Here is a 25,264-nt window from a genome sequence, read left to right as displayed (position 1 = left end):
GAGTTTCCAGCGGACCGGCACAATGGTTAAAGTCCTGTTACTTCATTAATATAGGTTCTTGCCTTAACTGCATACTCAAACGGATTCGCTTTAGCAGGATCTTGTTCTGCTTCCACCACAATCCAACCTTCGTAGCCGCTGGCATCAATTGCTTCCCAAATTGGTTTGAAATCAATCATGCCGTCGCCGGGAACTGTGAAAGCTCCGCTCTTCACTGCGTTCAAGAAACTCATCTTCGTGCTCTTAACTTCCCCAACCACAACTTCGCGGATATCCTTGAAGTGAATGTGTTTGATGCGGTCTTGGTATTTGTTGTAGATCGCTACTGGATCTTCGCCAGAGAATACTAAGTGACCTGTATCAAACAACAGTTGAACTTTTTTAGGATCTGTAGATGCCATCAAGCGGTCAATTTCTTCCGTCGTTTGCACGCCGGTACCCATGTGATGGTGATAAACGATTTCCATATTTTTTTCGTGAGCCAAATCGCCTAATTTTTCTAAGCCATCTGTTAGTTTGTCCCATTCTTCATCTGTGAAGCTAGGTTTTGCATCAAAAACTGGTTGATCCATCATGCCTTGAATGCTGTGGCCTTGTTCGGCTACTACGATGACTTTTGCCCCCATTGCATGCAAGAAATCACGATGTTCGATGAATTCTTTAGCAGTTTCTTCAAAAGGTTTCGTGGTTAGGAAGGCACTAAACCAAGCGCTGGCAACCTTCAAGCCGCGGATATCTAAAAAGCGGTGCAATACTTTTGGATCACGGGGATATTTGTTGCCGATCTCAGTGCCGGTAAAGCCTGATAAGGCCATTTCACTAATAGTTTGTTCAAAGGTATTTTCTTTGCCTAATTCCGGCATATCATCATTGGTCCAGGCAATCGGTGCCATGGCTAACTGAATATTTTTTGTCATAATGTGCTCCTTCTACTTCAATTTGATGTAATTATTTTTCTCTGAAAAATAAATCTGATTATCTAGTCTTTCCCTACTTCAATCAAGCTGTCGGTGTCAAATGATTCTTGGCAAGCTAACGCAATACGAGTTGATTGCAGGCCATCGTAAGCATTGACTTCCGGTTGACGTTTGTCGTTGATGCAAGAAACAAATTCTTGGGCTTCGCGGACAAAAGCTTCTCTAAAGCGTTCAGGGAAATTTTGTGAGCATGGGCGAACTGTGCCGTGTTCGTTCATCACAGTTACCAAGTTTTTATCTGGTACTTGAGCAACGCGAAGCATGCCTTTGGTACCCATTACTTCTGTTTCAACATGATAGCCGTGAGCTGCGTTTCGGCCAGCCACTAGTAAAGCCATCGTTTTGTCTTCCAAACGCATCATTGCTGCGCCGGTTTCTAATTCGCCAGCTTGATCCAATTGTGGGTAAGCTGCGTTTTTACCAATTGCCCATACTTTGTCGACTTCTTGACCAGTCATCCAACGAACCAAATCGATATCATGGATCGCCATGTCTAAGAATAAGCCGCCGCTGTCATTGTTCATGGCAAACTCAACAAAACTTTCCATGCCTTCGCTAGGGTCAATGCCGTAGCAGCGAATTAAGGTAATTTCGCCGATTTCACCGTTGTCGATCATCGCTTTCGCATATTGATACGATTCGTCATAGCGGCGCATGAAGCCCAGCATAAAGACTTGATCCGGATGCTTAGTAATCACTTCTTGCGTTTCTTTGATTTCGTCTACCACTAAGCCGAGTGGTTTTTCGGTGAAGACATGTTTGCCATTTTTCATAGCTGTATCAACTTGCTGGCAATGGAAGCCAGATGGTGAAACGATGAAGACTGCGTCGATCACGTCGCTTTTAGTCATTTCTTCATAATCGGAGAAGGTGTTAAGAACTCCTAGTTCATTTTTGGCAAATTCTAATTCCTCAGGTACAAGGCTGCAGGCCGCTGTTAGTTCACAGCCTTGAATATTTTCTGCTAGATTGCGGGCATGAACTTTACCTAATCTGCCTAAACCTACGATACCGATTCTTACTTTACTCACAAAATTTCCTCCTAATTATAGATAAATGTCGGGACAAGTTTCCAATGCTATGTTGACTTTTTTGCCAGTTTCCCGGGCTTCATGCAGCGCCATCATAGTGATAGAAGCTGTATAGCCATCCCATGCAGTCGGTCCGGTAAATTTATCTTCTTGAATCGCTTGAACCCATATTTGGAATTCATAGTCATAGGCCTCTAAGAAACGCGTTTGCCAATCTGGTGAGATGGCGGTGTAATTTCTTTCTTCGGCTTTAGTGCGAATGTACGTTGGATCTGTCAGTCCGATTTCGGCTTCTTCACAAACTACATCGCATTTGATGTCATAACCAAAGCGGCAATTGACGAATACTTCCAAATCTATCGTGATTCCTGAAGTTGTTTCAAAAATTAGTAATTGGGGATCGTGTAAATCTTTGTGGGAATTTCTGGTTTTCTTCGGTAAAAGCAGCTGAACCGAAGCATAATCTTCTTCCACCAACCAACGCAGCGCGTCGATTTCATGGATGGCCGTATTGCTGATGGCCATTGGGGTAGTATAATTTTCGTCGGCACTTGGATTACGATGGGCACAATGCAGCATCAATGGTTCGCCATATTTCCCAGAATGAATCGCTTCTTTTAGTTCGATATAGCCGCGATCGTAGCGGCGCATAAAGCCAACTTGCACCAGCTTTTTGCCATAAGCAATTTCTGCATCGACAATCCGGCGGCAGCCATCACTGTCCATCGCCAACGGTTTTTCACAAAAAACGTACTTGCCATGCTTGATGGCTTCTAACACATATTGTTCATGGGTAGGGTCCCAAGAAGTAACCACTACTACGTCCACCTGATCTGAAGCGATTAGCGCTTCACCCGTTGCGAAAAATTCCGCATCGATTGATTTCGCCAGTGCTGTGGCTGCATCGACATTAATATCTGATACTGCAGTGACCCGGGCACCTTGTGTCTTCCCGTTAATTCGGTGAATGTGCTCAATTCCAATTGCTCCTGTACCTATTACGCCAACTTTGATTTCCATGTATAGATTCCTCCATAGTTATATATTCACGCAAAAATGCGTTGATCCCTTGAAAATTAAACGTTTTAATTCACAGATTCAGGTAATTCCTGATGAAAAATTGCGTAAACCCTAAATACTCAGCCTATCTTAACCAAAACCTCATAAAACTGGGAATTAAAAGTTTTTAAAATTGACCAACCGATGAATCAAGTCACCATTCAAATAGCTACTTAAGCATATTTTGATAATTTAATTAGCATCTCTTGATCAACTTAACTCCATTCTATTATCAAACGCTTACACAAGCAAGAACTTTTTCGTAATATAACAGTTAACTCCACAGAACGAACTGAACAAAGTCGATCACTTCAACGGATTATCAGCGAAATATTTTTTATAAAATATTTTTAAAACTGAAGAATCACTAAGAATATAGCGGTCAAAAACGCCTTTTTATTCAAGATATCGCTGATTCAAGACAAATTTTGGTACCTTTTTTCTATTCAAACTTCCCCATTGGCCATATTATGATGATATCAGTGCCTGTCTTGATTGCCTCAGTCTGACGAAAACTAGTGTTTATTATGTAGGAACTGATGATTTTCGTGGATATATCCGCGAATTAATACTCTTCATTTCAAACTCCAACATTTTACCAAAAGTTCAAAATATCACAAAATCATAGCTATCAACGTCTCCTGAATTTAGCACTTACCATCCTACTAAACATTACGAAATTATATCTAGTGGGCTGATTATTATACTTCCTTCGCTCCAAATAGACTGCAAAAAGTGGCACTGGCAGCTAGCTCATTTTATAGGTCTTCATTTTTCCAAACCCCTGGAAAAATGAATAAGATTTTCGTACGCTTACCATCCTTCTAAACATTACGAAATTATATCTAGTGGGCTGATTATTATACTTCCTTCGCTCCTATTAGACTGCGAAAAGTAGCACTGACAGCTAGCTCATTTTATAGGTCTTCATTTTTCCAAACCCCTGGAAAAATGAATAGGATTTTCGTACGCCTACCATCCTACTAAACGTTACGAATTTCTATCTAGTTGACCAATTTCTATATTTACTTCGCTCCTATTAGACTGCAAAAAGCAGCACTGGCAAAATAAAAAAACCCTTAACTGTTAAGTTAAGGGTGCGGTTGAGCTTCGTTCAACTAAGGCGACCGGTAAAATGACTTCCTCAGCCGGTTTGTCCGGGTTGTTAATTCGTTCCATTAAAATTTTGGCAGTGGTTTCGCCAATCGCCGGAATCGACTGAGCGACGGTAGTCAGCCTAGGCGTAATGTATTCACACATTTCCACATTATCGTAACCGATCACGCTGTAATCGTTAGGAATCTCCTTGCCAGCATCCTCCATTCCCCGATACAAACCAAAGGCCATCTCATCGTTGATGGTAAATATTCCAGTGGCCCGAGTTTGGACGATTTGCTCAACAGCTTTGCGTCCGCCGTCTTTACTCATCTTGGCATCGATAATGGTGATGGAAGTAGCTGACTGGTCATCGCAGGCTTTTTTGAAACCCCGCAGTCGATTTTGGATATGCTCTGGCGCGTCAATCGGCATGACAATCACCAGATCCTTGTGTCCTAGCTTCAATAAATGCTGGGCCGCCAGCTGACCGCCTTTAAAGTCATCCGACAAGACTGCATCACTCAGGCCTTCAATCCGCTTTTGGTCAATGTTGATGTAGGGCCGTTTTCGCTTCTCCAGCATTTCATACAAGGTCTCATTGGAAATCGCTGAAGTGGCAATAATAAAACCATCCACCCCGCGACGCATCAATTCCTCTAAGTAATACTTTTCCTTGCCTTCATCAAAGTTGGCATTACAGAGAATCGTAACGAAATTTTCCTGATAAAGCGCCTTTTCGATCCCGGATATCAGCTGACCGAAAAAGGGATTGGTGATATCTGACATCATCACCCCAATCGTCTTACTTTTTTTGATGATCATCTGCTGGGCAAAATAATTGGGCTGATAATCCAGCACTTCTTTAGCCTCCAGCACCTTCTCCACCGTTTTGCGAGAAAATTTATTTTCATTGCCGTTTAAAATTAATGATACCGTTGCGATCGATACTCCCGAATATCTGGCAACATCCTTGATAGTAACGCGTTTGCTTTCCATCTTAACCTACCCCTTCATCGTTTTTTGTTGTAAAAAATTAAAACGATTCACTCTTTCATTTTATTTCTATAACTTAATTATAAAAGTTGTTGCCAGCTTTTCAAGTAGTCTGTGTAAATTTTGATTGGATCTTTTTTTACACACAGAAAAACACCATGAAACCTCGAAAGATTTCATGGCGTTTGCTTAAATTAAGATACCAATTGATTGATACGGCTGCAAAGTGAAGTCTGAAGTAACTTCCGTTGAAAGATAGTTATCGATCAACACTTCACCACCGACAAACTCTTCCGGCAGCTGGACTTCAGCAGCTTGGGCAAAGAAGTTGTTTAACACTAACAGCTTCTGACCATTATGTTCTCTGACAAAGCCATAAACTGACTCGTGTTCCGGCACGAAGGCTTGATAGCTGCCTTCCGCAATCACCGGATATTCCTTGCGGAGACGGATCAGCTTTTGGTAGTAAGCAAAGATCGAGCCTTCTTCCAGTTCCTTGGCGGCATTGATTTCAGTGGCATGATTGCCGACTGCTAACCAAGGGGTTGCCTTAGAGAAACCAGCGTTGACCTCGTGGGTCCATTGCATTGGGGTACGGGCATTGTCGCGGGATTTGCTTTGCACAATTTCAAAAGCTCTTTCGGGCGATTTGCCTTGCTCCAGCAATTCTTGGTAAGCATTCAAGCTTTCCACATCTACATAGTCATCCATCGATTCAAAATCCGGATCTACCATGCCGATTTCTTCTCCCATATAAATGTAAGGCGTTCCCCGATTCAGGTGAATCGCTGAAGCCAACATTTTTGCGCCTTCCACCCGATAGTTTTCCACATCCACGAAACGGTTTAGGGCCCGCGGCTGATCGTGGTTATTCCAAAACCAAGCGTTCCAGCCTTGATTTTCACTCATTTGTGTTCCCCACGTGTGAAACAATCGCTTCAATTCAGCGAAGTCAAAAGGTACTTTGGTCCATTTTTTGCCTTCTTCATAATCCACTTTCAAATGATGGAAATTGAAGGTCATAGACAATTCATGGCGCTCCGGCTGAGTGTACATAATACAGTTTTCCACGGTAGTAAAGCTCATTTCTCCCACCGTAATGATCTCGGGATCACTACCGTAAGTGGCTTCGTTCATCATCCGCAAATACTCATGGGTAATTGGCTTATCGGTGTACTCCGGCTTGCCGTCACTCATCGCATTGCTTTGCAGCACTTCGTCTTTACCGATCAAATTGATCACGTCAAAGCGGAAGCCTTTAATACCTTTATCCATCCAAAAACGCACCACATTAAACAGCTCTTCCCGAACTTCCGGGTTGCGCCAGTTTAAATCAGCTTGGGTGATATCAAACAAATGCAGGTAATACTTGCCGGTATCACCAAAAGGTGCCCAGGCGTTGCCGCCAAATTTCGACACCCAATCGGTGGTTTCATCGCGAATAATAAAGTAATCCTGGTATTTTTTATCACCAGCTAAGGCTTTTTGGAACCACTCGTGCTCAATGGAAACATGGTTCAAGACCATATCCAGCATCACGTCGATGCCGTGTTCTTTGGCTTTTTGAATTAACGATTCAAATTCCTCCATCGTGCCGAAGACCGGATTGACCGCAGTGTAATCGGAAATGTCATACCCGTTGTCTTTTTGCGGACTTGGGTAGACTGGATTCAACCAGATCATATCCACCCCTAACAGCTTCAAATAAGGCAGCTTTTTAATGATCCCTGCTAAATCGCCAATCCCATCTCCATTGGTATCCAAATAAGATTTGGGATAAATTTGATAAATAACTTTGTCCTTAAAAGACATCTTCTTCCTCCTAAAACCAGGCAGCTGGGTTCTCCAGCCGCCTACATTCATTTATAAATGAGTGACAGTCATGATCGCTTCATCTAAGCTAATCGGTGCTGCTTCTAAAACTGGATCCACTTGAAATTCATTCGAGTTAGTGATGATTATCGGTGTTTGTACTTCATAGCCAGCTGCGCGAATCGCATCAATATCAAATTCCATCAACAGTTGACCCTTAGTTATCGAGTCTCCTTGGCTAACTTTGGCAGTAAAATGCTCACCATCTAATTTCACCGTATCAATCCCGATATGGATCAACACTTCGGTGCCATCTTCGCTTAATAAGCCAATGGCGTGTTTCGTTGGGAACAATAATGTAACTTGACCATCAAACGGCGCATACAATTTGCCTTCGGTGGGATCAATTACCACACCTTGGCCCATCATACCTTCTGCAAAGACTGGATCTTTAGCTTGGCTTAATGGAAGAATTTCACCTTTTAATGGAGCAAACAATTCTAATACTTGCCCTTTTTTGCTGACAACAGGTTGGTCAATGTCGTTTAAATCAACCGCCATTGCTTCGCCAACTCGGTCAATTTTGTTGAAAATTCCCGCTTTGCGGAAGAATAGTGTTAAGACAAATGGTACGGCAACCGCGATCACCATGCCGATGCCAAAGATCAAATAGTCTTGTGGGCGAATCGCCAAGATTCCTGGCAACCCACCAACCCCGATAGACAAGGCACGAACTCGGAACAGTGTCACAAACAAGCCGGCAATCCCGCTACCAATCATGGCCGCGATAAATGGATACATGTACTTCAAGTTAATCCCGAACATCGCTGGTTCTGTTACTCCCAGCCAAGCCGAAATGACAGATGGTACAGAAACTTGTTCTTCTTTTGTGTTGCCTTTATGGGCATATACGACTGCCAATACAGCAGCCCCTTGTGCGATGTTGGATAGACAGATCATTGGCCATAAATTGGTTGAACCAAAGTCAGCCACCAGCTGTGAATCAATCGCTAAGGTAGTATGATGCAGCCCGGTAATAACCAGCGGCGAGTAGATTGCCCCAAAGAATCCGCCGAACAACCAGCTGAAGCTTGAAGTCAAACCAGCATTTACTACAGTAGAAATCACGGTACCGATTTTCCAACCAATTGGTCCTAAAATCAAGTGAGCCGCAAGAATCGTTGGCAACAGTGAAAAGAATGGTACGAAAATCATCGAAATTGCTTCTGGAATACGTTTTCTAAAGAAGCGTTCCAGGTAAACCAGCAGGAAGCCGGCCAGCATCGCTGGAATAACCTGCGCTTGGTACCCGATTTTTTCCACCGTCATGAAGCCAAAGTTCCAAGTGTAGTCGGCAGCAATTTCAGCAGCTGTCGTTCCACTTACCGAATACGCATTCAGCAACTGCGGAGATACTAAGGTAATCCCCAGCACAATTCCCAAAATTTCGGTGGCACCCATTTTACGGGCGATACTCCAAGTAATCCCGACAGGCAGGAAGTGGAAGATCGCTTCCCCTGGCAACCACAAGAAGCTGTTAACAGCATCCCAAAACGTTGAAGACTGTGTGATGGTTTGTCCATCTAAAAAGCCCATTGGTACTGCTTCTAAAATGTTACGGAACCCTAAAATCAAACCGCCGACAATAATTGCAGGTAATAATGGTGTGAAAATTTCAGCTAAAACAGTAATGGCACGTTGAACAGGGTTTTGATTTTGCTTAGCAACTGATTTGGCTGCTTCCTTTGAAACGCCTTCAATCCCAGCCAAAGCAGTAAACTCATTGTAAAAGACCGAAACGTCATTGCCGATGATTACTTGGAATTGCCCCGCGTTGGTGAACATCCCTTTAACCGTCGCAATATCCTCAATCTTACTTTCATCCGCCTTCTTGTCATCAACTAATACAAAACGCATACGAGTGGCACAGTGAGTCACAGCAGAGATATTTTGTTTCCCACCAATCGCCTCTAACAGCGCCTTGGCATCTTTATCATATTTACCCATCTTTTTCCCTCCAATTTCTAAACTTGTATGGATAAGTTCTATCTGCCTTAACTATAAGGAATTCTCACCTATTTGTAAACCGCTTACAGTTTTGTCAACCCGTTTTTAATTAGAATTCTCTCATATTTATTTAAGGAATTAAAGGATTCAAGCTTCTTTTCTGTCTAGGTTTTACCGACCTGTTGCACAAATCACCTACAAGTGATCGATAAAAAATCCTTTAAATAAGTTTTTTCTAATGTTGTAAAACTATCTAGGAAAGCGCTTTACAATAGAGCGATTTTTATTTATACTTGTCTTGCTTATCCGTACAAGTGTAACGAAAGGCTTCGCAAACTCGCTCAGCTTTGGAGCATTAAGACTAAACTTTGGATAAACTGCACCTCAAGTTTCTCCAAAGTTTTGCTTAATGTCGACAAAGCTAGTTTGCGAAGCCGGACATGGAGTAACATACTATACATTAAATTGAATTAGGGTGCCAGTCCATCTTTTCGCAGTTCTGCAAACATCAGAAATCTTTCTAGAACTATTCTCTACAATAAAAGAGAAGCGGTTAGTTGGATGGTATGCGTGGTGAAAATCGAACTAATTTTTCTGTAGGAAAAATTAATACATTAAAATGAACTAGGAGGCATAACATGAAAACATACGAAATCATCTACCAGAACATTGAGCGGGGCATTTTAAAAGGCATCTACCCACCCGGCAGCTATCTTCCCAGTGAAAACCAGCTGCGAAAAACCTATGCTGTTTCTCGTGACACCATCAGAAAGGCCCTTTCTTTATTAATGGCCAACGGCTACATCCAAAAAATGCAGGGAAAAGGTTCTTTAGTGCTAAAGCGGGAGCAACTGCGGTTTCCAGTTTCTGGCTTAACCAGCTACAAGGAGCTGCAAAATTCTTACGGTTACGAAAGCGTGACGGATGTAGTAAGTCTGACAAAAGTGACGATTGATGAAGAAATGGCTCGCCGAACTGGGTTTGAGTTGGGAGAAATCTGCTGGTCCTTGATTCGTACCCGCCAAATTGATCAAAAGAAAATGATTTTGGATAAAGACCTGCTGCTGGTGTCTTTGATTCCTGAATTGGATACCGAGATTGCCAAGGATTCGATTTATCGCTACTTTGAGCAGGACTTGCATATCAACATCGGCTTTGCGGAAAAAGAAATCACGATTGACAGCTTAACTGAAGAAGATCGCGAATTGTTGGATTTAAATCAACACGACATCAACATCGTTTCCGTGAAAAGTCGCGTGTACACCTCAGAAGCACGGCAATTTCAATATACCGAAAGTCGTCATCAGGTGGATAAGTTTCGGTTTTTTGATTTCGCTCGGCGGAATCCGTCGACGATGTAAAAAGCGTCAGTATATTATAGAAGGAAGTGGTCCAGGTGGATAAGATCGAAATCGAAACATGGGGTAATTCGGCTGGTGTGAGGTTATCTGAAGAGATGCTGGAGGCTCTGGGTGTAAAAATTGGTGATACGTTAGAGATTGACATTAACAACAAGGAGCTTGTTTTGAAAAAATATAAGCCTTTTACTGTTGAAGACTTATTCAAAGGTTTCCTTAATGAAGCTGAGGAAACCTCCCCTTCGAACATCATAGCCTTCCCAACATTAGACAATGAGAAGTAGTAGAATAAAGATGACTAGAAAAACACCGATCCTGAGAGTTAGCTTGTTGGTCTAACTTTTAGGATCGGTATTTTTTTGGTTCTATTTTTCGTTCATTAACTCCATCCACCGCTCTTTATACTCTCCAGCCAATTCTTCCACCTGCTGAAAATCACCAATCGCTGCAGGAGCCAGCAAATTACCGCCTACTCCCACCATCACCGCGCCGGCTGCATGCCAGTCGGCTAAGTTTTCCAAATTCACACCACCGGTCGGCATCAGATTCGCGTGTGGCAGTGGACCTTTGACCGCTTTGATCATTTTTGGCCCTGCGCTGTCGCCCGGGAACAGCTTGATGACATCCACACCGCTTTTTAAAGCCTGCTGGATTTCGGTAATCGTTCCACAGCCTGGCAAATAAGGAATTTGATACAGGTTGCAAAGCTCTGCGGTTGCCGGATCGAATGCCGGACTGACAACAAAGGAAGCGCCGGCCGCCAGCATGCGTTCGGCACTGGCAACATTCAACACGGTGCCGGCACCGATGATCACATCTGCCCGCGAAACATATTCTGCTTGCAATTCCCGCAGCACTTCTTCTGCTTGAGGTACAGTCAGCGTCACTTCGATTCCGGTAATCCCACCTTTGATCAAGGCAAGGCAGGCGTTCAAGGCTTCCTGTTTATCCTTGCCCCGCACGACTGCGATCACTCCGGCTTGCTGCAATTTTGCTAATAACTCCATTCGTTGCATATTTTCCACTTCCTATTCTACGTTGACATGTTCGTGCAAGGCATCTTCGTTGGAGGTATCGTCACGTTTTGCCAGCATCAAAGTCAAGGCATCCATGGTAATGTGCACGGTTTGGTCAAATAAGGAAGACAGCAGCTGCACTGATTTCACGCCGGCACCAGTTTTGGTTGCACCGGGAACGACAATCACTTGATCCGCCAATTCAGCCAACGGCGACGTTGGATCGCTAGTTAAGACGACAATATCCAGTCCCAGCTTTTTAGCTGCTTGAGTATCCGCCACGATACTTTTGGTGGTACCAGAACCGGAAATCGCTACCCAAGTGTCGCCTTTTTGAATGGATGGGGTAATGGTTTCCCCCATGACGTAATCGGTATAGCCGATGTGCATCAGGCGCATTGCAAAACCTTTGCCTTGAAATCCGCTGCGGCCAGCACCGATCACAAAAATTCGTTTATCTTTTTGAAAATACTTCATGGCAGCTTCAAGCTGACTTTCGTCCACCTGCTGCATGACTTGATTGATCTCTTCCATAATAGTTGTCATTGTACTCATAAGTGTATTCCCTCCATAAATTCCCTGACGGCTTGTTGGGGATCGTCAGCTTTGGCAATTTTTGAACCGACAATCACGATTTCGGTTAAGCCTTGTTGGGCCAACCCCTTGGCCTGCTCCAAATCAATCCCGCCAGCGATTGCCAGTCGTTTGATTGTCGGAAATTTTTCGTGAAAAGCTGCCACACTAGCGACGGCATCCAGCTTGTCCTTGCGATCAATCGAATGATGCAAGGCGAAAATTGCCTCCTCGAAATCAGTTAGCTGAGCAACTTTCTCATCGCCAACCTCCAGCAAATCAATCATCATGGTTTTCTCCTGCTCCTGTGCCACCTCATAGCAAGCCTTCAAGGTATCATAAGAAGCAGCACCCATCACGGTCAAAATATCTCCGCCATAGCGATAACCTTGGCGAAATTCGTAGGCCCCTTCGTCAATGGTTTTCAAATCCACTAACAATTCAGTTTTAGGCAAGACCGCACGGATTTCTTCAATCGCGCGGTTGCCGTAGTCTTTAATCAGTGAGGTACCGATTTCTAAAATATCCGTCTGACCATCTAATTTCCCAGCCAGCTCCACAGCGTCTTCTAAACTTACTCGATCAATTGCGGTTTGCAGCTTCATTTTGCTACCACCTCGTGTTCTGCTAAAAAGGCCTCCAATTCTTCGGGCGTTGGGTAGCCATCGTTGTCACCAGGGGATTGAACCGCCAGTGCCCCCACAGCATTGGCCCGAATGACAGCCTCCTCTAAACTTTTTCCTTCTATTAAAGCAGTGATTAATCCCGCCGCAAATCCGTCGCCGGCTCCAACTGTATCCACTACCTCGTCTACCTTGAAACCGGAAATGGTAAAGCTGCTGCCATCCTTTTGCTTCACATAAGCGCCTTCGGTTCCTAATTTGACAATCACCGTTTTGGTGGCTGCGCCATTGGCTAAGTAAAAATCAGCAATCGCTTCTGGGTCACGGCTGCCCATCAAAATTTCCCCTTCGTTGATGCCAGGTAAAATAATTTCGGCATGAGAAGCCAGTTCATTGATGGTCTCCACCATTTTTTCTCGGGATTCCCACAGCTGTGGTCGCAAATTCGGATCAAAAGTCGTACGGATATTTTTTTCTTCTAATAGTTGAACAAAGTGACGAAAAGCAGTTAAGGCTTCTGACGAAATCGCTGGGAAAATCCCCGATAAATGCACCATCTTCACTTCCGAAAAATCAATCGTATCTAAAACCTGTTGTTGAAAATGAGCCGCAGCTGATCCTTTGCGGAAGTAGAAAATGCTGGGATCGCCGTCACTCACTCGATCCTTCAATTGAAAGGCGGTCCAGAAGTCTTCCGTTTGGTCCACATAATCAGTGCCTACTTTATTTTCATTCAGCTGATCAATAATAAACTCGCCAAAGGGATCTTTTCCTACGCGAGTGATGTATTGAGTAGAGTGCCCTAAACGGGAAACTCCCACCGCCACATTCACTTCGGCTCCCGCCAAAAACTTTTGGAAATTCTGCGCATCCTTCAAGCTTTTGTCCACCTCAGTCGATCCAAACAAAGCAATCGGTTCACCAATCGTTAAAAATTCACTCATCATTTTTTCCTCTTTTCTTCTATTATAATAAGATATAAGCTGTCGCCAGATTCAATACGGTTGCCAGCCAAGCCCAAGGGAGGCCGGTCATTAAGAAGGTCTTAGTATCCAACTTGGCATATTGGACTGACCACAAATTCCAGGATTGGGTGATACAAGCTGAGACCCCCATCATGGATGGAACCACCAGCAAACCATACAAGAAATATTGGTCAAACATGCCGGTTCCCACTAGGATCGCCGCCGTAGCTGCTCCAGCACCGTACAACATCAACGGCCCCCGGAAGTAAGACAGCGGTGCGATGACTGCGATGATAATTACTAGAATCAATTTGCTGTCAGGAATCACCTGTTGGAAAATACCGGTGAAGCCGGACATCGCATGAACGGCCGCCGATTGAAACATGGTCAAAACGAACAACATAATCAGCAGGCCAGCAATATCACTAATCGCATGCTTAGCAGTCTCGTTCATCATGGTGACAAATCGGGGATAGCTCTTCATGTTGCCAGTCGCCGCAAAAGCAATAATCGTTGAAAGCAGTAAAGCCGGCACGGCATCCCATTTGGCAAAAATACTCAAGGCTACCGGTAACACTGGTAAAATGTACGTCCAGATGGGCACTTCAGGAATTTCTTCACTGCCGTCGCTGGTAATAATTTCTGGTGTACCGTTACGAATTTTCTTGGCATTAAACAAAATGAACAACAGAACAATCACCATTTGTACGCCCATCGCCACAAAGCCGAAGCGTTGATAATGCGTCCCCCACTCGACTTCCGGGAAAAACACTTGGAACTGAACGAAAAGCACGTTGTTTACATACATTGCGGCGCCAATCGACATGGTGAAGACTAAAACGGCAATGTTCCGCGGCACGCCGATGGAAAACATAATCGGAAACAAGATCACACCTACCGCAATTGCCGAACCAACCCCGTAAGAGCTGGTGAAGATCAAAGCGATAACCAAGGCGATCAGCACGGTCGCCAGCACGGGACTTTTCTTGCCGACGGTTTCGGTGCGGCGGCTGATACTGCCGGCGATCCCGGTATCCACCAGCACCCGGCCGAACCATGACCCGAAGATAATATAAGCGGCGGTCTTGCCGTAATTTAAAACCGGTTCGGTAAAAATTTCTTGAATTGCTTGATTGAATGGCACCCCGCCGATAATCGTCCATAACACCGCCATTACGAAGAATCCGACGGTCAAGTTGCCGCCCTTCATGGCGTAAAGCACGAAAATAATGAAGGTAACCGCTAACAAAATTCCTATAATTGCACTACTCATGATTTGTCACCTCCTAATATTGATTTAACTCGCTTAAAATCTTTTGATAGGTAGAAACTGGCTTGCTGTGATCATCCACAAAAAACTCATTTTCCAAATTGTTAAAACGTTGCGCCAAGTAATAAGCACTTAGGTAGGCAGCCAACGCTTCTTTAGCAGCCGCCTCCATCTCGTCTTTTTCGATATCGGGTCGCTTAATCGTGTCCATAAAATGATAAGCGAATGTTTCGGGATCAATTTTAGTTTGTTGGTCTTGCATGCTGTTACGCCTCCTCTAATAACTGCTTAGCTGCTAAAATTTGTTCGTCTTCAGTGGTTGGGTATTCGATTGCCACAGGCACATCCTTTGGTAAAATAGCTAAAATTTCTCGCCATTGGATCACGCCTTCATCTAAACCGGCTGCTTGCGGCTGATCGTTTTCGTAAGCTACGTCTTTTACATGGATGTAACGAACATACTCCTTCAATGCTTCAGCCGCTTTTTCTTCAGACTCGCCAACAAAACGCCAGTTGCCTAGGTCATAAACATATCCAATGTCCAACGCTTGCGCCTTAACCGCTTCCATAAAAGTGGCAATGGCTTGGATGGTTCCCGATGTTTGGGTTTGATCGTTTTCGATATTGACTTCAATGCCTTGCTTGGTCAATTCCGCTAATTTATCCAATGAACTGTCGGCTTGAAAGTCGCCAATGTTCCATTTAATGTGTTTTACACCCATTTGTTGGGCCTCATTTAGATAGTCAGGCAGCTGAGGATTTATTGTGCCTTCAACAAAGACTTCCTCCGGCACACTGTAGAACAGCCCGATGCCCTGCTCCTCTGCCGTCTTTTTGATAACAGACATCTCTTTAGCTAAATCCTTAAAGTACTCACGACGAATCTCGACTTGATCAAATCCCAGCTCCTTGGCCTTGATTAGCAGGTCGCTTTGAAGCGCTCCCTTTTCGACTTTACTGGCAAAAACTAATAAATTTAAGACTACTTGTTCTTTCTTCATAAACAGCTCTCCTTCAATGTGTTAACCGGTTTCCATACTCATATAGTAAACCGGTTTCCAAAAGAAGTCAAACGCTTTCAGTTTAAAAACACCTTTCCGAGTACACAAAAAGAAAGAGAATCATGGAAACCGGTTTCCACGACCCTCTTTCTCGCCTTAAGGTTTTCTTAATTAATAACAACTATATTGAATGACGCCATTGCAGCTTGGTTGGCACCACGATTTCTTCTGCTAGATACTTCTCGGCTTTCAGTAATTCTAAAATCTTAGCAGCCGCCGTTTGGCCGATCGCTTGGGACTGCTGTTCAATACTGGTAATTCCCGGTCCTACCAGGGCGGTTAGGTTCCAGTCATCAAAGCCGGTAACCCCCACATCTGCCGGAATATCTATTTTTTCTTCTATTAAAAGCGTCAACACCGCCATCAACACCCGACCATTGGAAGCAAAGAGCATCGTCTTTTTCGGCGAATTGATTTCCGCCAGCACCCTCTTGGCAAATGCCTCATCCATGGTGGTTTCCATCAACTCGACATTCATGCCCGCTTTGCCAGCGATGTCCGCCACGGTATGATAGCGAATTTCCCGTGTGGTCACCTCGCGCAACGGTTCACTGACTACCACGATTTTTTGATAGTCCTGCTGGATGACGGCCTCCATGATTTTTTCAATCGCCGACACATTGTCGGTGATCACGGCTGGCCACTCAGCGGGATCGGTCTGACGATCCACCAGCAGCAACGGTATATTCCGCTCTTTTAAAAAGGCATAATGCTGGGGATCACGGGAAGATGGTTGTAAAATAATCGCCTCCACGCTTTGATCCAGCAGCTTTTCTAACAAATCTCGTTCTTGTTCAATCGAGTTAGCGGCATCCATAATAATCATTTGGTAGCCTCGCTTCTCCAGCACTTCCCCGATTCCCTTCAATAGTAAAGAAGAGTACATGTTGGAAATATCCGCTACCACTACCCCGATAAGGTAGCTGCGTTTGGATTTTAAAGATTGCGCTTGCCGGTTGGGGCGATAGTTCAGCTCCTCAATCACCGCTGCAATTTTTTCTTTGGTTTCCTTGGACATATTGCCGTAGCGTCCGTTTAAAAAGCGGGAGATGGTGGTTTTGGAGACCCCCGCTTTTTCTGCCACTTGATTGATGGTTACTTTCTTCTTCATGCAGGTTCCTCTTCACTGTAGTGTTTCTTTCATTCTAACGGATAGAATGAGCTTTGTGAAGAATTAGTGGGCCAACATCTCCTGGGCAATCTCTATCCCAGAAAGATCCACTGGATAGTAAGTCGGCCAATGATCCATTTCTTCTAATAAAGCATCTTGGCTGTCATTCCCATAGTAAATATGGAAATGCCCGGATTTTTCTGGGCTGATGCCGTGATCGCTGAATTGGATATACTTGAAGGCGTCGGTATCACCTTTGGCTTCAAATAAGAAACGCACGCCGCGGTTGCCGGCTTTGTAGTCTAAAATTTCATAGCCGGCTGACTTGTATTCCGCTGATTTTTCGGTGCCGTCGTCAAAAATGAAGGTCATAGTGTCGCCTTTGATTTTGATTTCCTTCACATCGGTTTGATAGCCGGTTTCGTAATACGCTTTGTATTCAGCAGCCGTTTGTGAGGAATCCTTCTTCTCTTTGTACTCCATCACTTGATCCAGCGTGCCATCCTCCAAATAAGGATACACCGATTGCCAGGCGCCGGCCCAGTCAGTTAGCGGACGTTCCTCCACATCTCCATCTTTAAAATAGCCGTTGTAGACATTCTTTTCTTTTTCAGGCGCCAAATTGCCTTCTTTGGGATTTTCGGTATCCGTCGTTTTCCGCAACGCAGTCAAATTTTCTTCCATCACGGAAATGTAGTCTTCGCCGTCATCCATTTGATCCTGGGTTAAGCCTTCCAACGGATTCAGGACTTCGGTTTCGATCTTGGTTTCGGCAGCTAGTGTTTCTGCGACACTGCTTTTGGCATTTTCTTCAAAGTAAACATATTGGATGCCGTTTTCTTCCACAAACTCCTTCAATTCCGCCAAACGTGCTGGGGAAGGTTCTTCTTCCGCCGACACGCCGGAAATCGGCACTTGGTTCAAGCCGTACTCCAGAGCTAGATAGCTGAAGGCCGCATGCTGCGTGACAAAGCTGGTTTGCTTCACATTCGTAAAAGCATCCGAATATTCTTGATCCAGTTTTTCTAATTTTTCCAAATATTCCGCCGCATTGGTCTTGAAGGCTTCGGCGTGTTCCGGGTAGCTTTCACTTAATTGATCACGGATCGCTTCGACTTCCTTCACCGCTAAGCTGGGTGCCAGCCACACGTGAGGGTCTAATTCGTGGTGATGGCCTTCTTCGCTATGGTCATGATCGTGCTCTTCTTCCTCGCCCCCCGGCATCAGCAGCATCCCTTCTGTTGCTTTAATGACTTCCACGTTTTCTTTTTCCAAAGATTTCGCAACATCAGGTACCCACATTTCCATGTTTTCGTTGTTGTATACCAAGGCATCGGCTTCTTGAATCTTGGCAATATCTTTCGCTGATGGTTCAAAATCATGGGAGTCGGTTCCGGCTGGTACCAGCAGTTCCACCGTTCCTTCATCTCCTACAATATTTCTAGTAAAATCGAACATCGGGTAGAAGCTGGCAACGATGGTTAACTCGCCATCCGCTGCTGCTTTTTCATTTTCATCGTTATTTCCACAGGCACCCAGCACCCCGGTTAATCCTATTAAAGCCAACCATTTCCAAGCTTTTTTCATTTTCTGCATGCTCCTTTACGCTTTATACTTGCAAACCGTAACATTTACGTTTTGCCGCATGGGTTTAAATTTAGCACAGGCGCATTTCTTTTGTCAACAACAAATAAAAAAATCCTCCAAAAAGAAAAACAGACCAAAATCTGAAATCAGATTTTGATCTGCTAAGTTAACCTTCGACAATTTCGGTCTGCTGATTCTTGTAGTGCTTGACACTTAAGGTCTCAAACACTGCTAAGACGGGATGCTTGTACTCCAAAGACTGTTGAAAATCATTTAGTTTGGCAGTGACAGCTTCGTAGCCTTCGATTTCTTCCAATAAGAAGAAGCCCTTCAAGGCCAGACTCTCGTGATTCTCCGGATCGACAAAGAATAAACTGCCGTTACGATTGGCACGAATATTTTCCGCGGTCCGACCGTCTTGGTTAATATAAAACTTGAAATAGTGAAAGCCGCCCCGTTCCAGCGGTTTGGATACCGCAATCACATGGGGAAAGCCGCGACTGTCAATCGTAGTCAAGGTGGCTGTGTCCACCTTTTCCAGTAACTCTTCAATTTCTTGATCCATTAGTTGCCTCCTTTGGCATTTACTTTTTTCTCAGGTACATAAATCGTTAAAAATTTGTGGAGCCAATCCAGCTCAAGGGGCAGCTTCGGCCCTTTATCTCCATCAATGCGGGCGACGATTTCGTTATCGGTCAAAGGCGTCAGGCGAATTTTCGTTGGCTGCAGGTACAGAACCGAATCCGAATTCTCCAATTTCCCGGTGAACACGAAACGGGCTAGTTGAATTAATTTGAAAATCGTCATGTTATGCAAAATGCTCACATGAAAGGATTCTGACCCCTTTTGGACATAACTCATACCACCGATTGAGCTGGTGGTGGTAATCAGGCCAAACCAGACCTTAATATCCTTTTTGAAAGAATCCGCCTCGATGCGAACTTTATAAGAACGTTTCTTACCGAATTGCTTGATGGCCTTAATCGGGTACACAATCAGTCCGAATTTTTGTTTTTCCTGCTGACGCACTTCGTTGGAAATATCCGCAAAGGTCCCAAAGGCAAAAGAGCTGACAATCGCCTTCTCTCGTTCGCCGCAAGAGCCGATGCCTACTTCTCGCGTGTGACCGGCAACGATCACGTCCATCGCTTCTTCCAAATCCATCGGAATATGCCAGCGTTTGGCAAAATTATTGACTGTCCCTCCAGGAATAATGCCAAATGGAATCGACCTGCCCGCCTGAACAAAGGCCGTTGCCACAATGTTCAACGTGCCATCGCCGCCGATGGCCACAAGCGCCTCGTAATCGTCTAAATGATCCTTGATTTTCTCGATAGCAGCCTCCGGATCTGGTGCCGTTAAGAACTCAGCCTCTTTGTTCACGGTAGCTAATTTCTCCTTCATTCGTTGCGCTGTTTCTTCGGCTTTGCCGTCGCCGGCATTTGGATTAAAATAAATTGCATAAGTCATGTGAATCCCCTCTTTCATTCATCTTAACAATATCACGAGTATCGAAAAAAAGCCTTTAAAACGATTGTTTTTGCCGCTAAATGGTTTTCTTTCTCACGAAAACTGCTATGATAAAGCTAGAAAGGAATGACTGCTATGTTTGAACCAAATAAACCCCGCCGCAGCGATGTTCCCGTCGAGCAATTGCCTGATCAAATGCAAAACGAATTGTGGCATATGATTTTCATTCGCCCCCACAAAGGCTTGCCGCTGACCTCGCCGCAGCGCTTTAACTTTTTTAAAAATCCTAATAAGACCTTGAGTGTTGTTCACTCCCAAAGTGAACCTTACTTCTCCGATAGTGTCACCGCGCCTTACGTAGAAGCTTACGAAAAGGTACCTTTTCCAACCCGTTTATACGTCTATGATACCGGGGAAGAATTAGTGATGACCCTACAAGAAAAAAACTGAGCCAGCGCGGCTCAGTTTTTTGTTGGTTTTATTTAACTACCATCACATTGCATTTGGCATGGTTTACTACATATACGGTAGTTGATCCTAAAACGCGACGTTCCAATCTATTCAAGCCAGTTTCTCCAATGACGATCATATCTACACCTAAATCTTCGGCAATTTTAACGATTTCATGCTTCGGATTTCCAGCTGCTACCTTCGCTTCTACTGGATAATCCGTGGAGGCCTTCAGTTCTGCTACGTTTCTTTCAGCGATTTTTTGCAATTCTTCGGTCAATTTGACGGAACTCTCACTAGCTGTTCCCCGAAAACCAGTTAAGTCAAGGACGGTAAGCAAGTGCAACTCGGCGTGGTTTCTTTCAGCGATGTGGCAAGCTTCTTCAAAGGCTTTTTGTGATTGCGGCGAACCATCCACTGTTACCAAGATTTTTTGATATTCCTTCATGTTTCTCACCCCTTATTTAACGACAAGGACACTGCAATTGGCATTGTTCAAAACATAGGAGGTTGTTAAACCCACCCGGGCCCGCTGAATCGCACCCTTACCGGTTGGTCCCATCACAATTAGGTCAATTCAGGAATAATATTGGCCGAAAATGTAACCGCCTCCTTTATCTAATTATAACACATTTGTAAGCATCAATTTTTCGATTATTGCTCAATTTATTGTGCTTTTTTTTGAATGATGCTACACTGTTGCCACACTCCCAGAAAGGGGACTATTTCTATGAATAAAAAACAACGAAAAAAGGCTCACTTGATTATTCACGGTGCTTCTTCGGCTGCCGCGGCTATCGGTGGAGGCATGGCTCAGCTGCCAGTATCTGACTCAACCGCCCTAATCCCTTTGCAAACCGCGATGATCATTGCCCTTGGTAAAGTATTCGATAAAAAGTTGACTGAAGGTGCCGCAAAATCTTTAGCCACACAAGTCGTAGCTCAACAGGCTGGCAAAATGACTGCTCGCTTCTTCGCCGGAAAAATTCCAGTTGCCGGCAACATTATCAATGCCACTACGGCGGCAGCCATCACTGAAAGCTATGGCTGGATGATCGCCAGAGAATTTTCGGAAGAAGCGGAACAAGCTTTAAAAAAACATTAAAAGAAGCCAAATAAAATAAAAGCTGTTATTCTTTTTGGTATACTTGTCTTGTGGATGAACACGGTGTTTCACTCGTTCAATGAAGTAGTCTGCATTTAACAAAGAGGTTTAGGTTCGACTCCTAACGTCCACATAGATGAATAAACAGTGATAGGACGCGTTCTTAACGCGTCTTTTTTTGTTTTGGTAAGGAAACAAATGCCCTGAATTGTGTCTTTCAACTCTTAAACTGCCTACATTCTTTTACAATTTAACTTCGCAATTCTGGAGGCTGATGAGTTAATTTGTAAAATTTCTCCGTTTTTATCTCTGTTTTTTACACTTTAACAAACGATTGTCTACGATTGACTCGTTAAAGTGTCAATCCTATTTTTGATTGCCCACTCTCCATTTCCCAGCCAGAATCACTGCTACATTCTTTTTTCAAAAAAGTTTCGGTTTCTGTGCATATTTTTTGTCGTATTCGAAAGATGATGGTAAAGTAAGAATGTAGCATATATCCCCACTACCCCATTTTTCCGATCACTAATTTTAGTGGTCGGTTTTTCTTTGCCCAAATTCAAAGTACTTCTTTATTTTTTACAACCGCCTCCCCTTCACTAGTCACTGAAATGATAGAATTATTGCTGATTCTTTGCTTTTTTGGCGAAATAGGCTTATTTTTCTGATAAACTTGCGCTGACATCAAATGTTATCTTTTCCTGGCAATTTTAGTGTGCTATAATTCATTTAGATTGACCATGACTTTTAGAACTTGCAGAATACAGATAATTAATTTGTTTACAACTATTACTATCTTTCTCAGGTCCTTTAATTTGTTTACGCATGTTTCATGGTCAATCCCTTTTTTATGCCCTCATCCCACAATTAAGGATATTTATTGTGAAATTTATTACAATTTGATACTATAATAGTGTCTAGTTCTTTTAACTATTGGGATAGTCAATCCGACTATCCTTTTTTAAGCGGATTAAATAAGTTTAGTCATTAAGAAAGAAGTGAACACATGCTCTTTATTAAGCTTCCCCTGCTAAACGAGATTCCCCCGTTTGATTCTCCTGAAGAGCTCTGTTTTACTTGCGTGACCAAAAGTCAAAGTGTTCACAAAATGACGCCTTTTTTAGCAACTGACGGCTCTTTTTTTTATATTGCCGAACACATCGAAGGAGCACCGGCGAACATTTGGACCCATCAAGATTTGGCCTTTGCAAGAAACCAGCTTAAGAGAAAAAACGCCGCAATCTTTTTCAAGCATCCTGATGATCTGTATGAAAAGATTACCGACTAGCCAGAATTGATCTGGCTTTTTTTGTTTCCTTGAAAATCTCCCCGAAAACTTACGATTTGATGAAAATGGCTGATGGGAATCTTCAGCGGCGTTTTTTTATCCATCATTTACTTATCATATTATCGCCATAATTCTTTTTATTCCTGCAGAATTCTGATATTTCCTATGCTATAATCAACATGAGTTCAATGTTTGAATAAAGGAGTTTGTTATGCATAAAGTTTGTTTACACGACCTGATTACCCGAAAAACCTTCTTAGCAGAGCTGTCTACTATTCCGGCAGTGGAGGAAACGATCCAAATCGACAACGCGCAGCGCTTCTATTTGGTTCATGGGGTAACGAAAAATATTTCCGATCAACTGGAAGCTTCCCACGATTTTGATCTTTATGTGGAACGAATCAACAAGGAATACTGGGTGAATTCTTTGCTGGATAAAATGCAGAATTGTTAATTTTGAGAACCTTTACATAGAAGGAGGCGGATAGTGCATGTCAATACTGACCATTAAAGGCTACCACGTACATCAGGTTCAGCTGGGTGACAAGAATCTGGTGACCGAAGACGGCCGAATGATCGTTGCCACACGTCCGCCTTGCACCAACCATCCATTAATTGATTCCATTACCCTCCGCGTAATTTCCCCAGAAGAACGTCACCAATACACCAATACCATCATGGATGTTATCCCTCTTTCAGCTAAAGCGTTGGGCAAGCTGGGTGAGGGTATTACGCATACCTTGACGGGCGTCTATGTTTTGCTGACAGGGGTGGATACGAATGGACGTCAGGTGTGCAACGGCGGCAGATCGGACGGTATTTTAGCGGAACAAATTGCTTGGGGCCGACCGGGTACGCCGGACGAAGAAGATTTTCTGATTGCCTTTGATGTTGTCTTGAAGGCGGATGCTTGGATGACCCGGGCAGGTCCAGATGCGATCCATTTAGCCTGCGATCAGTTTTGCGAAGTCTTTCGCCAGCAGCTGCGGACCTTTGACCCGGCCGCTTATCATGAGAAGCATGTGTTTGATGACCGCTTACGGCCTGATGCAAAACAGGTGGTTTTAGTCAAAGAGGTATCCGGGCAAGGTGCCGTTTATGATACACGGCTTTTTCCGACTGAACCCGCGGGCTTTCAAGGCAGCACTTCAATTATTGATTTAGGTTGTCTGCCGCAATTTGTGACACCGAATGAGTACCGTGATGGCATTATTCGCGCCATGGATTAAGGAGGAACTATTTTGGGATTAGGATCAAGTATGAAGGAAACGACCCTGCATCATTATCGCGATCCTTTTGTGGAGCTTTTGGCTGAGGACGCAGAAATTGATTTGCGGGGTGTGATTATTATGGGCAGTGCCGATGACACACCAAAGAAAATGCTGGCTAGCCGACGAACAGCTCAACTGATTCGCTCCCTGGCAGTTGACGGCGCAATTTTGTCCTGTAATGGTTTTGGCAATAACCACGTGGATTATGCCAATTTGATCAATGAGGTAGGCACTGCTCAGATTCCTTTTGTGGCCATGAGTGTCTGCGAAGCGGCCGATTTTGTTGTAAAAAATAATTACCTGACTGAGGTTCTGCCTTTTTACAAAAGTCCCAAAGCCAGCGAAACCGGCATCCTGGCACAAAATACCGTCACCTTGCTGGATGCCCAAAAAGCAATTGCCCGCCTGCGTTTGAAAATGCGTCATTCTTAAGAAGCTGAGAAGCTTCTTTTTTTGTTTAGCCTGTCAGAAAAGCCAGATTAACGGTAAAAATGTAGATTTTCTTAACTGTCGAGAAAACTCACTTTACAAAACGAACGTTTGTTCGTATAATAGTAGTGAGGTGATGACCATGTCCATGATTAGTGCTAATTCAGTATCTGATTTTTACCAAACCTATTATTCAATCGTTCAAGATACCGTGCCCTTAGCCCTGTTCCTTAGTGATATTGTTGAAAAGATGGATGATGAGCAAAGAGATTATTTCAAGGTAGCTGCCAAGCGCACTAAAGATAAAAAAGACAGCTATTTCCTCTTTGAACGGTCAAATGATGAATTGGTTTTTAGAGGGGTTCGCACCAGCGATACCCGATTCCACTAGCCCTGCAGGTAAGGAGTGATTGTGATGGAAACGTTAAAAGGTACTGTCAGTCATATAAAGATATTAAAGCTTTCTGATTATCCATTGGTTTATTTTCAATTGGACGGACAACACTGTCTTATTGCCAAGCATAGTTTAAACTTTTTAGCCGATGTCGAGGACGGCATGCAAATTGCTGTGGCTGGCCACCTTAATGCCCGCAATCAATTTGTCACTGCCAAGTATGCCGTCATGGGCAAGACCCGGATCATGATCGACATGGAGAAATTCCAGCAGGCTTATTCTGTATCGTAACTAGCTCGCTTTTAGCATAAATGAA

General features: G+C 43.8%; 28 protein-coding genes and 1 pseudogene. 10 read left to right on the top strand and 19 right to left on the bottom strand.

What is annotated here, in order from left to right:
• Nucleotides 1-26 precede the first annotated feature (26 nt).
• The 6 genes from iolE to treP all read right to left on the bottom strand — a co-directional run bounded on the left by iolE (nt 27) and on the right by treP (nt 8,977).
• Entirely contained in the window at nt 27-917 is an 891-nt protein-coding gene (iolE, locus tag JZO70_RS08570) for a myo-inosose-2 dehydratase (RefSeq protein WP_207673142.1), read from the bottom strand.
• A gap of 62 nt (nt 918-979) precedes the next feature.
• Nucleotides 980-2,008: an inositol 2-dehydrogenase gene (gene iolG, locus JZO70_RS08565; protein ID WP_207673141.1), complete on the bottom strand. Its 1,029-nt coding sequence runs from the start codon at nt 2,006-2,008 to the stop codon at nt 980-982.
• 15 nt (nt 2,009-2,023) lie between these two features.
• Nucleotides 2,024-3,028: a Gfo/Idh/MocA family protein gene (locus tag JZO70_RS08560; protein ID WP_207673140.1), complete on the bottom strand. Its 1,005-nt coding sequence runs from the start codon at nt 3,026-3,028 to the stop codon at nt 2,024-2,026.
• A gap of 1,125 nt (nt 3,029-4,153) precedes the next feature.
• Nucleotides 4,154-5,161: a ribose utilization transcriptional repressor RbsR gene (rbsR, locus tag JZO70_RS08555; RefSeq protein WP_207673139.1), complete on the bottom strand. Its 1,008-nt coding sequence runs from the start codon at nt 5,159-5,161 to the stop codon at nt 4,154-4,156.
• Between the two features lie 186 nt (nt 5,162-5,347).
• Nucleotides 5,348-6,970 carry an alpha,alpha-phosphotrehalase gene (gene treC, locus JZO70_RS08550; RefSeq protein ID WP_207673138.1) on the bottom strand — a complete coding sequence of 541 codons (1,623 nt, stop codon included), beginning with the start codon at nt 6,968-6,970 and terminating at the stop codon, nt 5,348-5,350.
• 51 nt (nt 6,971-7,021) lie between these two features.
• On the bottom strand, nt 7,022-8,977 hold the full coding sequence (gene treP, locus JZO70_RS08545; protein ID WP_207673137.1) for a PTS system trehalose-specific EIIBC component: 1,956 nt from the start codon (nt 8,975-8,977) through the stop codon (nt 7,022-7,024).
• Nucleotides 8,978-9,615: 638 nt separating this feature from the next.
• Between treP and treR the strand changes: the two genes are divergently transcribed.
• Together treR and JZO70_RS08535 are read left to right on the top strand one after the other, a co-directional pair.
• Entirely contained in the window at nt 9,616-10,338 is a 723-nt protein-coding gene (gene treR, locus JZO70_RS08540; protein WP_207673136.1) for a trehalose operon repressor, read from the top strand.
• Between the two features lie 35 nt (nt 10,339-10,373).
• Nucleotides 10,374-10,619, top strand: coding sequence for an AbrB/MazE/SpoVT family DNA-binding domain-containing protein (locus JZO70_RS08535; protein WP_207673135.1), 246 nt, complete (start codon nt 10,374-10,376; stop codon nt 10,617-10,619).
• A gap of 81 nt (nt 10,620-10,700) precedes the next feature.
• Here the strand turns inward: JZO70_RS08535 and JZO70_RS08530 are convergent, their stop codons facing one another.
• The 11 genes from JZO70_RS08530 to JZO70_RS08480 form a co-directional block, all read right to left on the bottom strand.
• Complete coding sequence (locus tag JZO70_RS08530; protein ID WP_207673134.1) at nt 10,701-11,351, bottom strand: bifunctional 2-keto-4-hydroxyglutarate aldolase/2-keto-3-deoxy-6-phosphogluconate aldolase; 651 nt, start codon at nt 11,349-11,351, stop codon at nt 10,701-10,703.
• Nucleotides 11,352-11,363: 12 nt separating this feature from the next.
• Nucleotides 11,364-11,906, bottom strand: a complete 543-nt coding sequence (hxlB, locus tag JZO70_RS08525) for a 6-phospho-3-hexuloisomerase (protein ID WP_207673133.1) — start codon at nt 11,904-11,906, stop codon at nt 11,364-11,366.
• Nucleotides 11,903-12,529, bottom strand: a complete 627-nt coding sequence (locus JZO70_RS08520) for an orotidine 5'-phosphate decarboxylase / HUMPS family protein (protein ID WP_207673132.1) — start codon at nt 12,527-12,529, stop codon at nt 11,903-11,905. The genes hxlB and JZO70_RS08520 overlap by 4 nt, the downstream gene beginning before the upstream one ends.
• Nucleotides 12,526-13,491, bottom strand: coding sequence for a sugar kinase (locus JZO70_RS08515; protein ID WP_207673131.1), 966 nt, complete (start codon nt 13,489-13,491; stop codon nt 12,526-12,528). Before JZO70_RS08515 ends, JZO70_RS08520 begins: the two co-directional genes overlap by 4 nt.
• A 22-nt stretch (nt 13,492-13,513) precedes the next feature.
• Complete coding sequence (locus tag JZO70_RS08510; protein ID WP_207673130.1) at nt 13,514-14,785, bottom strand: gluconate:proton symporter; 1,272 nt, start codon at nt 14,783-14,785, stop codon at nt 13,514-13,516.
• 13 nt (nt 14,786-14,798) lie between these two features.
• Nucleotides 14,799-15,044: a hypothetical protein gene (locus JZO70_RS08505; RefSeq protein ID WP_207673129.1), complete on the bottom strand. Its 246-nt coding sequence runs from the start codon at nt 15,042-15,044 to the stop codon at nt 14,799-14,801.
• Nucleotides 15,045-15,048: 4 nt separating this feature from the next.
• A complete protein-coding gene (locus JZO70_RS08500; protein WP_207673128.1) occupies nt 15,049-15,783 on the bottom strand; it encodes a sugar phosphate isomerase/epimerase family protein in 735 nt (244 codons plus the stop codon).
• Between the two features lie 181 nt (nt 15,784-15,964).
• Nucleotides 15,965-16,954: a LacI family DNA-binding transcriptional regulator gene (locus tag JZO70_RS08495; RefSeq protein ID WP_207673127.1), complete on the bottom strand. Its 990-nt coding sequence runs from the start codon at nt 16,952-16,954 to the stop codon at nt 15,965-15,967.
• A 63-nt stretch (nt 16,955-17,017) separates the two neighbouring features.
• Nucleotides 17,018-18,541, bottom strand: a complete 1,524-nt coding sequence (locus JZO70_RS08490) for a metal ABC transporter solute-binding protein, Zn/Mn family (protein ID WP_207673126.1) — start codon at nt 18,539-18,541, stop codon at nt 17,018-17,020.
• Nucleotides 18,542-18,707: 166 nt separating this feature from the next.
• On the bottom strand, nt 18,708-19,106 hold the full coding sequence (locus JZO70_RS08485) for a pyridoxamine 5'-phosphate oxidase family protein (RefSeq protein ID WP_207673125.1): 399 nt from the start codon (nt 19,104-19,106) through the stop codon (nt 18,708-18,710).
• A complete protein-coding gene (locus JZO70_RS08480; protein WP_207673124.1) occupies nt 19,106-20,011 on the bottom strand; it encodes a diacylglycerol/lipid kinase family protein in 906 nt (301 codons plus the stop codon). Before JZO70_RS08480 ends, JZO70_RS08485 begins: the two co-directional genes overlap by 1 nt.
• A 135-nt stretch (nt 20,012-20,146) precedes the next feature.
• Here JZO70_RS08480 and JZO70_RS08475 point away from each other — a divergent pair, with 135 nt between their 5' ends.
• Nucleotides 20,147-20,461, top strand: a complete 315-nt coding sequence (locus JZO70_RS08475; RefSeq protein WP_207673123.1) for a DUF960 family protein — start codon at nt 20,147-20,149, stop codon at nt 20,459-20,461.
• A gap of 28 nt (nt 20,462-20,489) precedes the next feature.
• Here JZO70_RS08475 and JZO70_RS08470 read toward each other — a convergent pair whose 3' ends face one another.
• Both JZO70_RS08470 and JZO70_RS08465 read right to left on the bottom strand, forming a co-directional pair.
• A complete protein-coding gene (locus JZO70_RS08470) occupies nt 20,490-20,909 on the bottom strand; it encodes a universal stress protein (RefSeq protein ID WP_207673122.1) in 420 nt (139 codons plus the stop codon).
• A 12-nt stretch (nt 20,910-20,921) separates the two neighbouring features.
• Nucleotides 20,922-21,038 (bottom strand): annotated as a pseudogene (locus JZO70_RS08465) (universal stress protein); the annotation flags it as partial.
• A 153-nt stretch (nt 21,039-21,191) separates the two neighbouring features.
• Between JZO70_RS08465 and JZO70_RS08460 the strand changes: the two are divergent.
• The 7 genes from JZO70_RS08460 to JZO70_RS08430 all read left to right on the top strand — a co-directional run bounded on the left by JZO70_RS08460 (nt 21,192) and on the right by JZO70_RS08430 (nt 25,239).
• On the top strand, nt 21,192-21,566 hold the full coding sequence (locus JZO70_RS08460; protein ID WP_207673121.1) for a hypothetical protein: 375 nt from the start codon (nt 21,192-21,194) through the stop codon (nt 21,564-21,566).
• Nucleotides 21,567-22,572: 1,006 nt separating this feature from the next.
• Nucleotides 22,573-22,854 (top strand): hypothetical protein, encoded by a 282-nt coding sequence (locus tag JZO70_RS08455; protein ID WP_207673120.1) that lies wholly within the window; start codon nt 22,573-22,575, stop codon nt 22,852-22,854.
• 211 nt (nt 22,855-23,065) lie between these two features.
• Nucleotides 23,066-23,308 (top strand): hypothetical protein, encoded by a 243-nt coding sequence (locus JZO70_RS08450; RefSeq protein WP_207673119.1) that lies wholly within the window; start codon nt 23,066-23,068, stop codon nt 23,306-23,308.
• 37 nt (nt 23,309-23,345) lie between these two features.
• Nucleotides 23,346-24,083, top strand: coding sequence for a proline reductase cluster protein PrdD (prdD, locus tag JZO70_RS08445; protein ID WP_207673118.1), 738 nt, complete (start codon nt 23,346-23,348; stop codon nt 24,081-24,083).
• A gap of 12 nt (nt 24,084-24,095) precedes the next feature.
• Nucleotides 24,096-24,557 carry a glycine/sarcosine/betaine reductase component B subunit gene (locus tag JZO70_RS08440; protein ID WP_207673117.1) on the top strand — a complete coding sequence of 154 codons (462 nt, stop codon included), beginning with the start codon at nt 24,096-24,098 and terminating at the stop codon, nt 24,555-24,557.
• A 139-nt stretch (nt 24,558-24,696) separates the two neighbouring features.
• Complete coding sequence (locus JZO70_RS08435; protein WP_207673116.1) at nt 24,697-24,945, top strand: DUF5960 family protein; 249 nt, start codon at nt 24,697-24,699, stop codon at nt 24,943-24,945.
• A 24-nt stretch (nt 24,946-24,969) separates the two neighbouring features.
• On the top strand, nt 24,970-25,239 hold the full coding sequence (locus tag JZO70_RS08430) for a hypothetical protein (protein ID WP_207673115.1): 270 nt from the start codon (nt 24,970-24,972) through the stop codon (nt 25,237-25,239).
• Nucleotides 25,240-25,264 lie beyond the last annotated feature (25 nt).

It is taken from the genome of Candidatus Enterococcus moelleringii (assembly GCF_017377575.1).
Taxonomy (GTDB): domain Bacteria; phylum Bacillota; class Bacilli; order Lactobacillales; family Enterococcaceae; genus Enterococcus_A; species Enterococcus_A moelleringii.
This window is presented reverse-complemented; position numbering and strand designations above follow the sequence as displayed.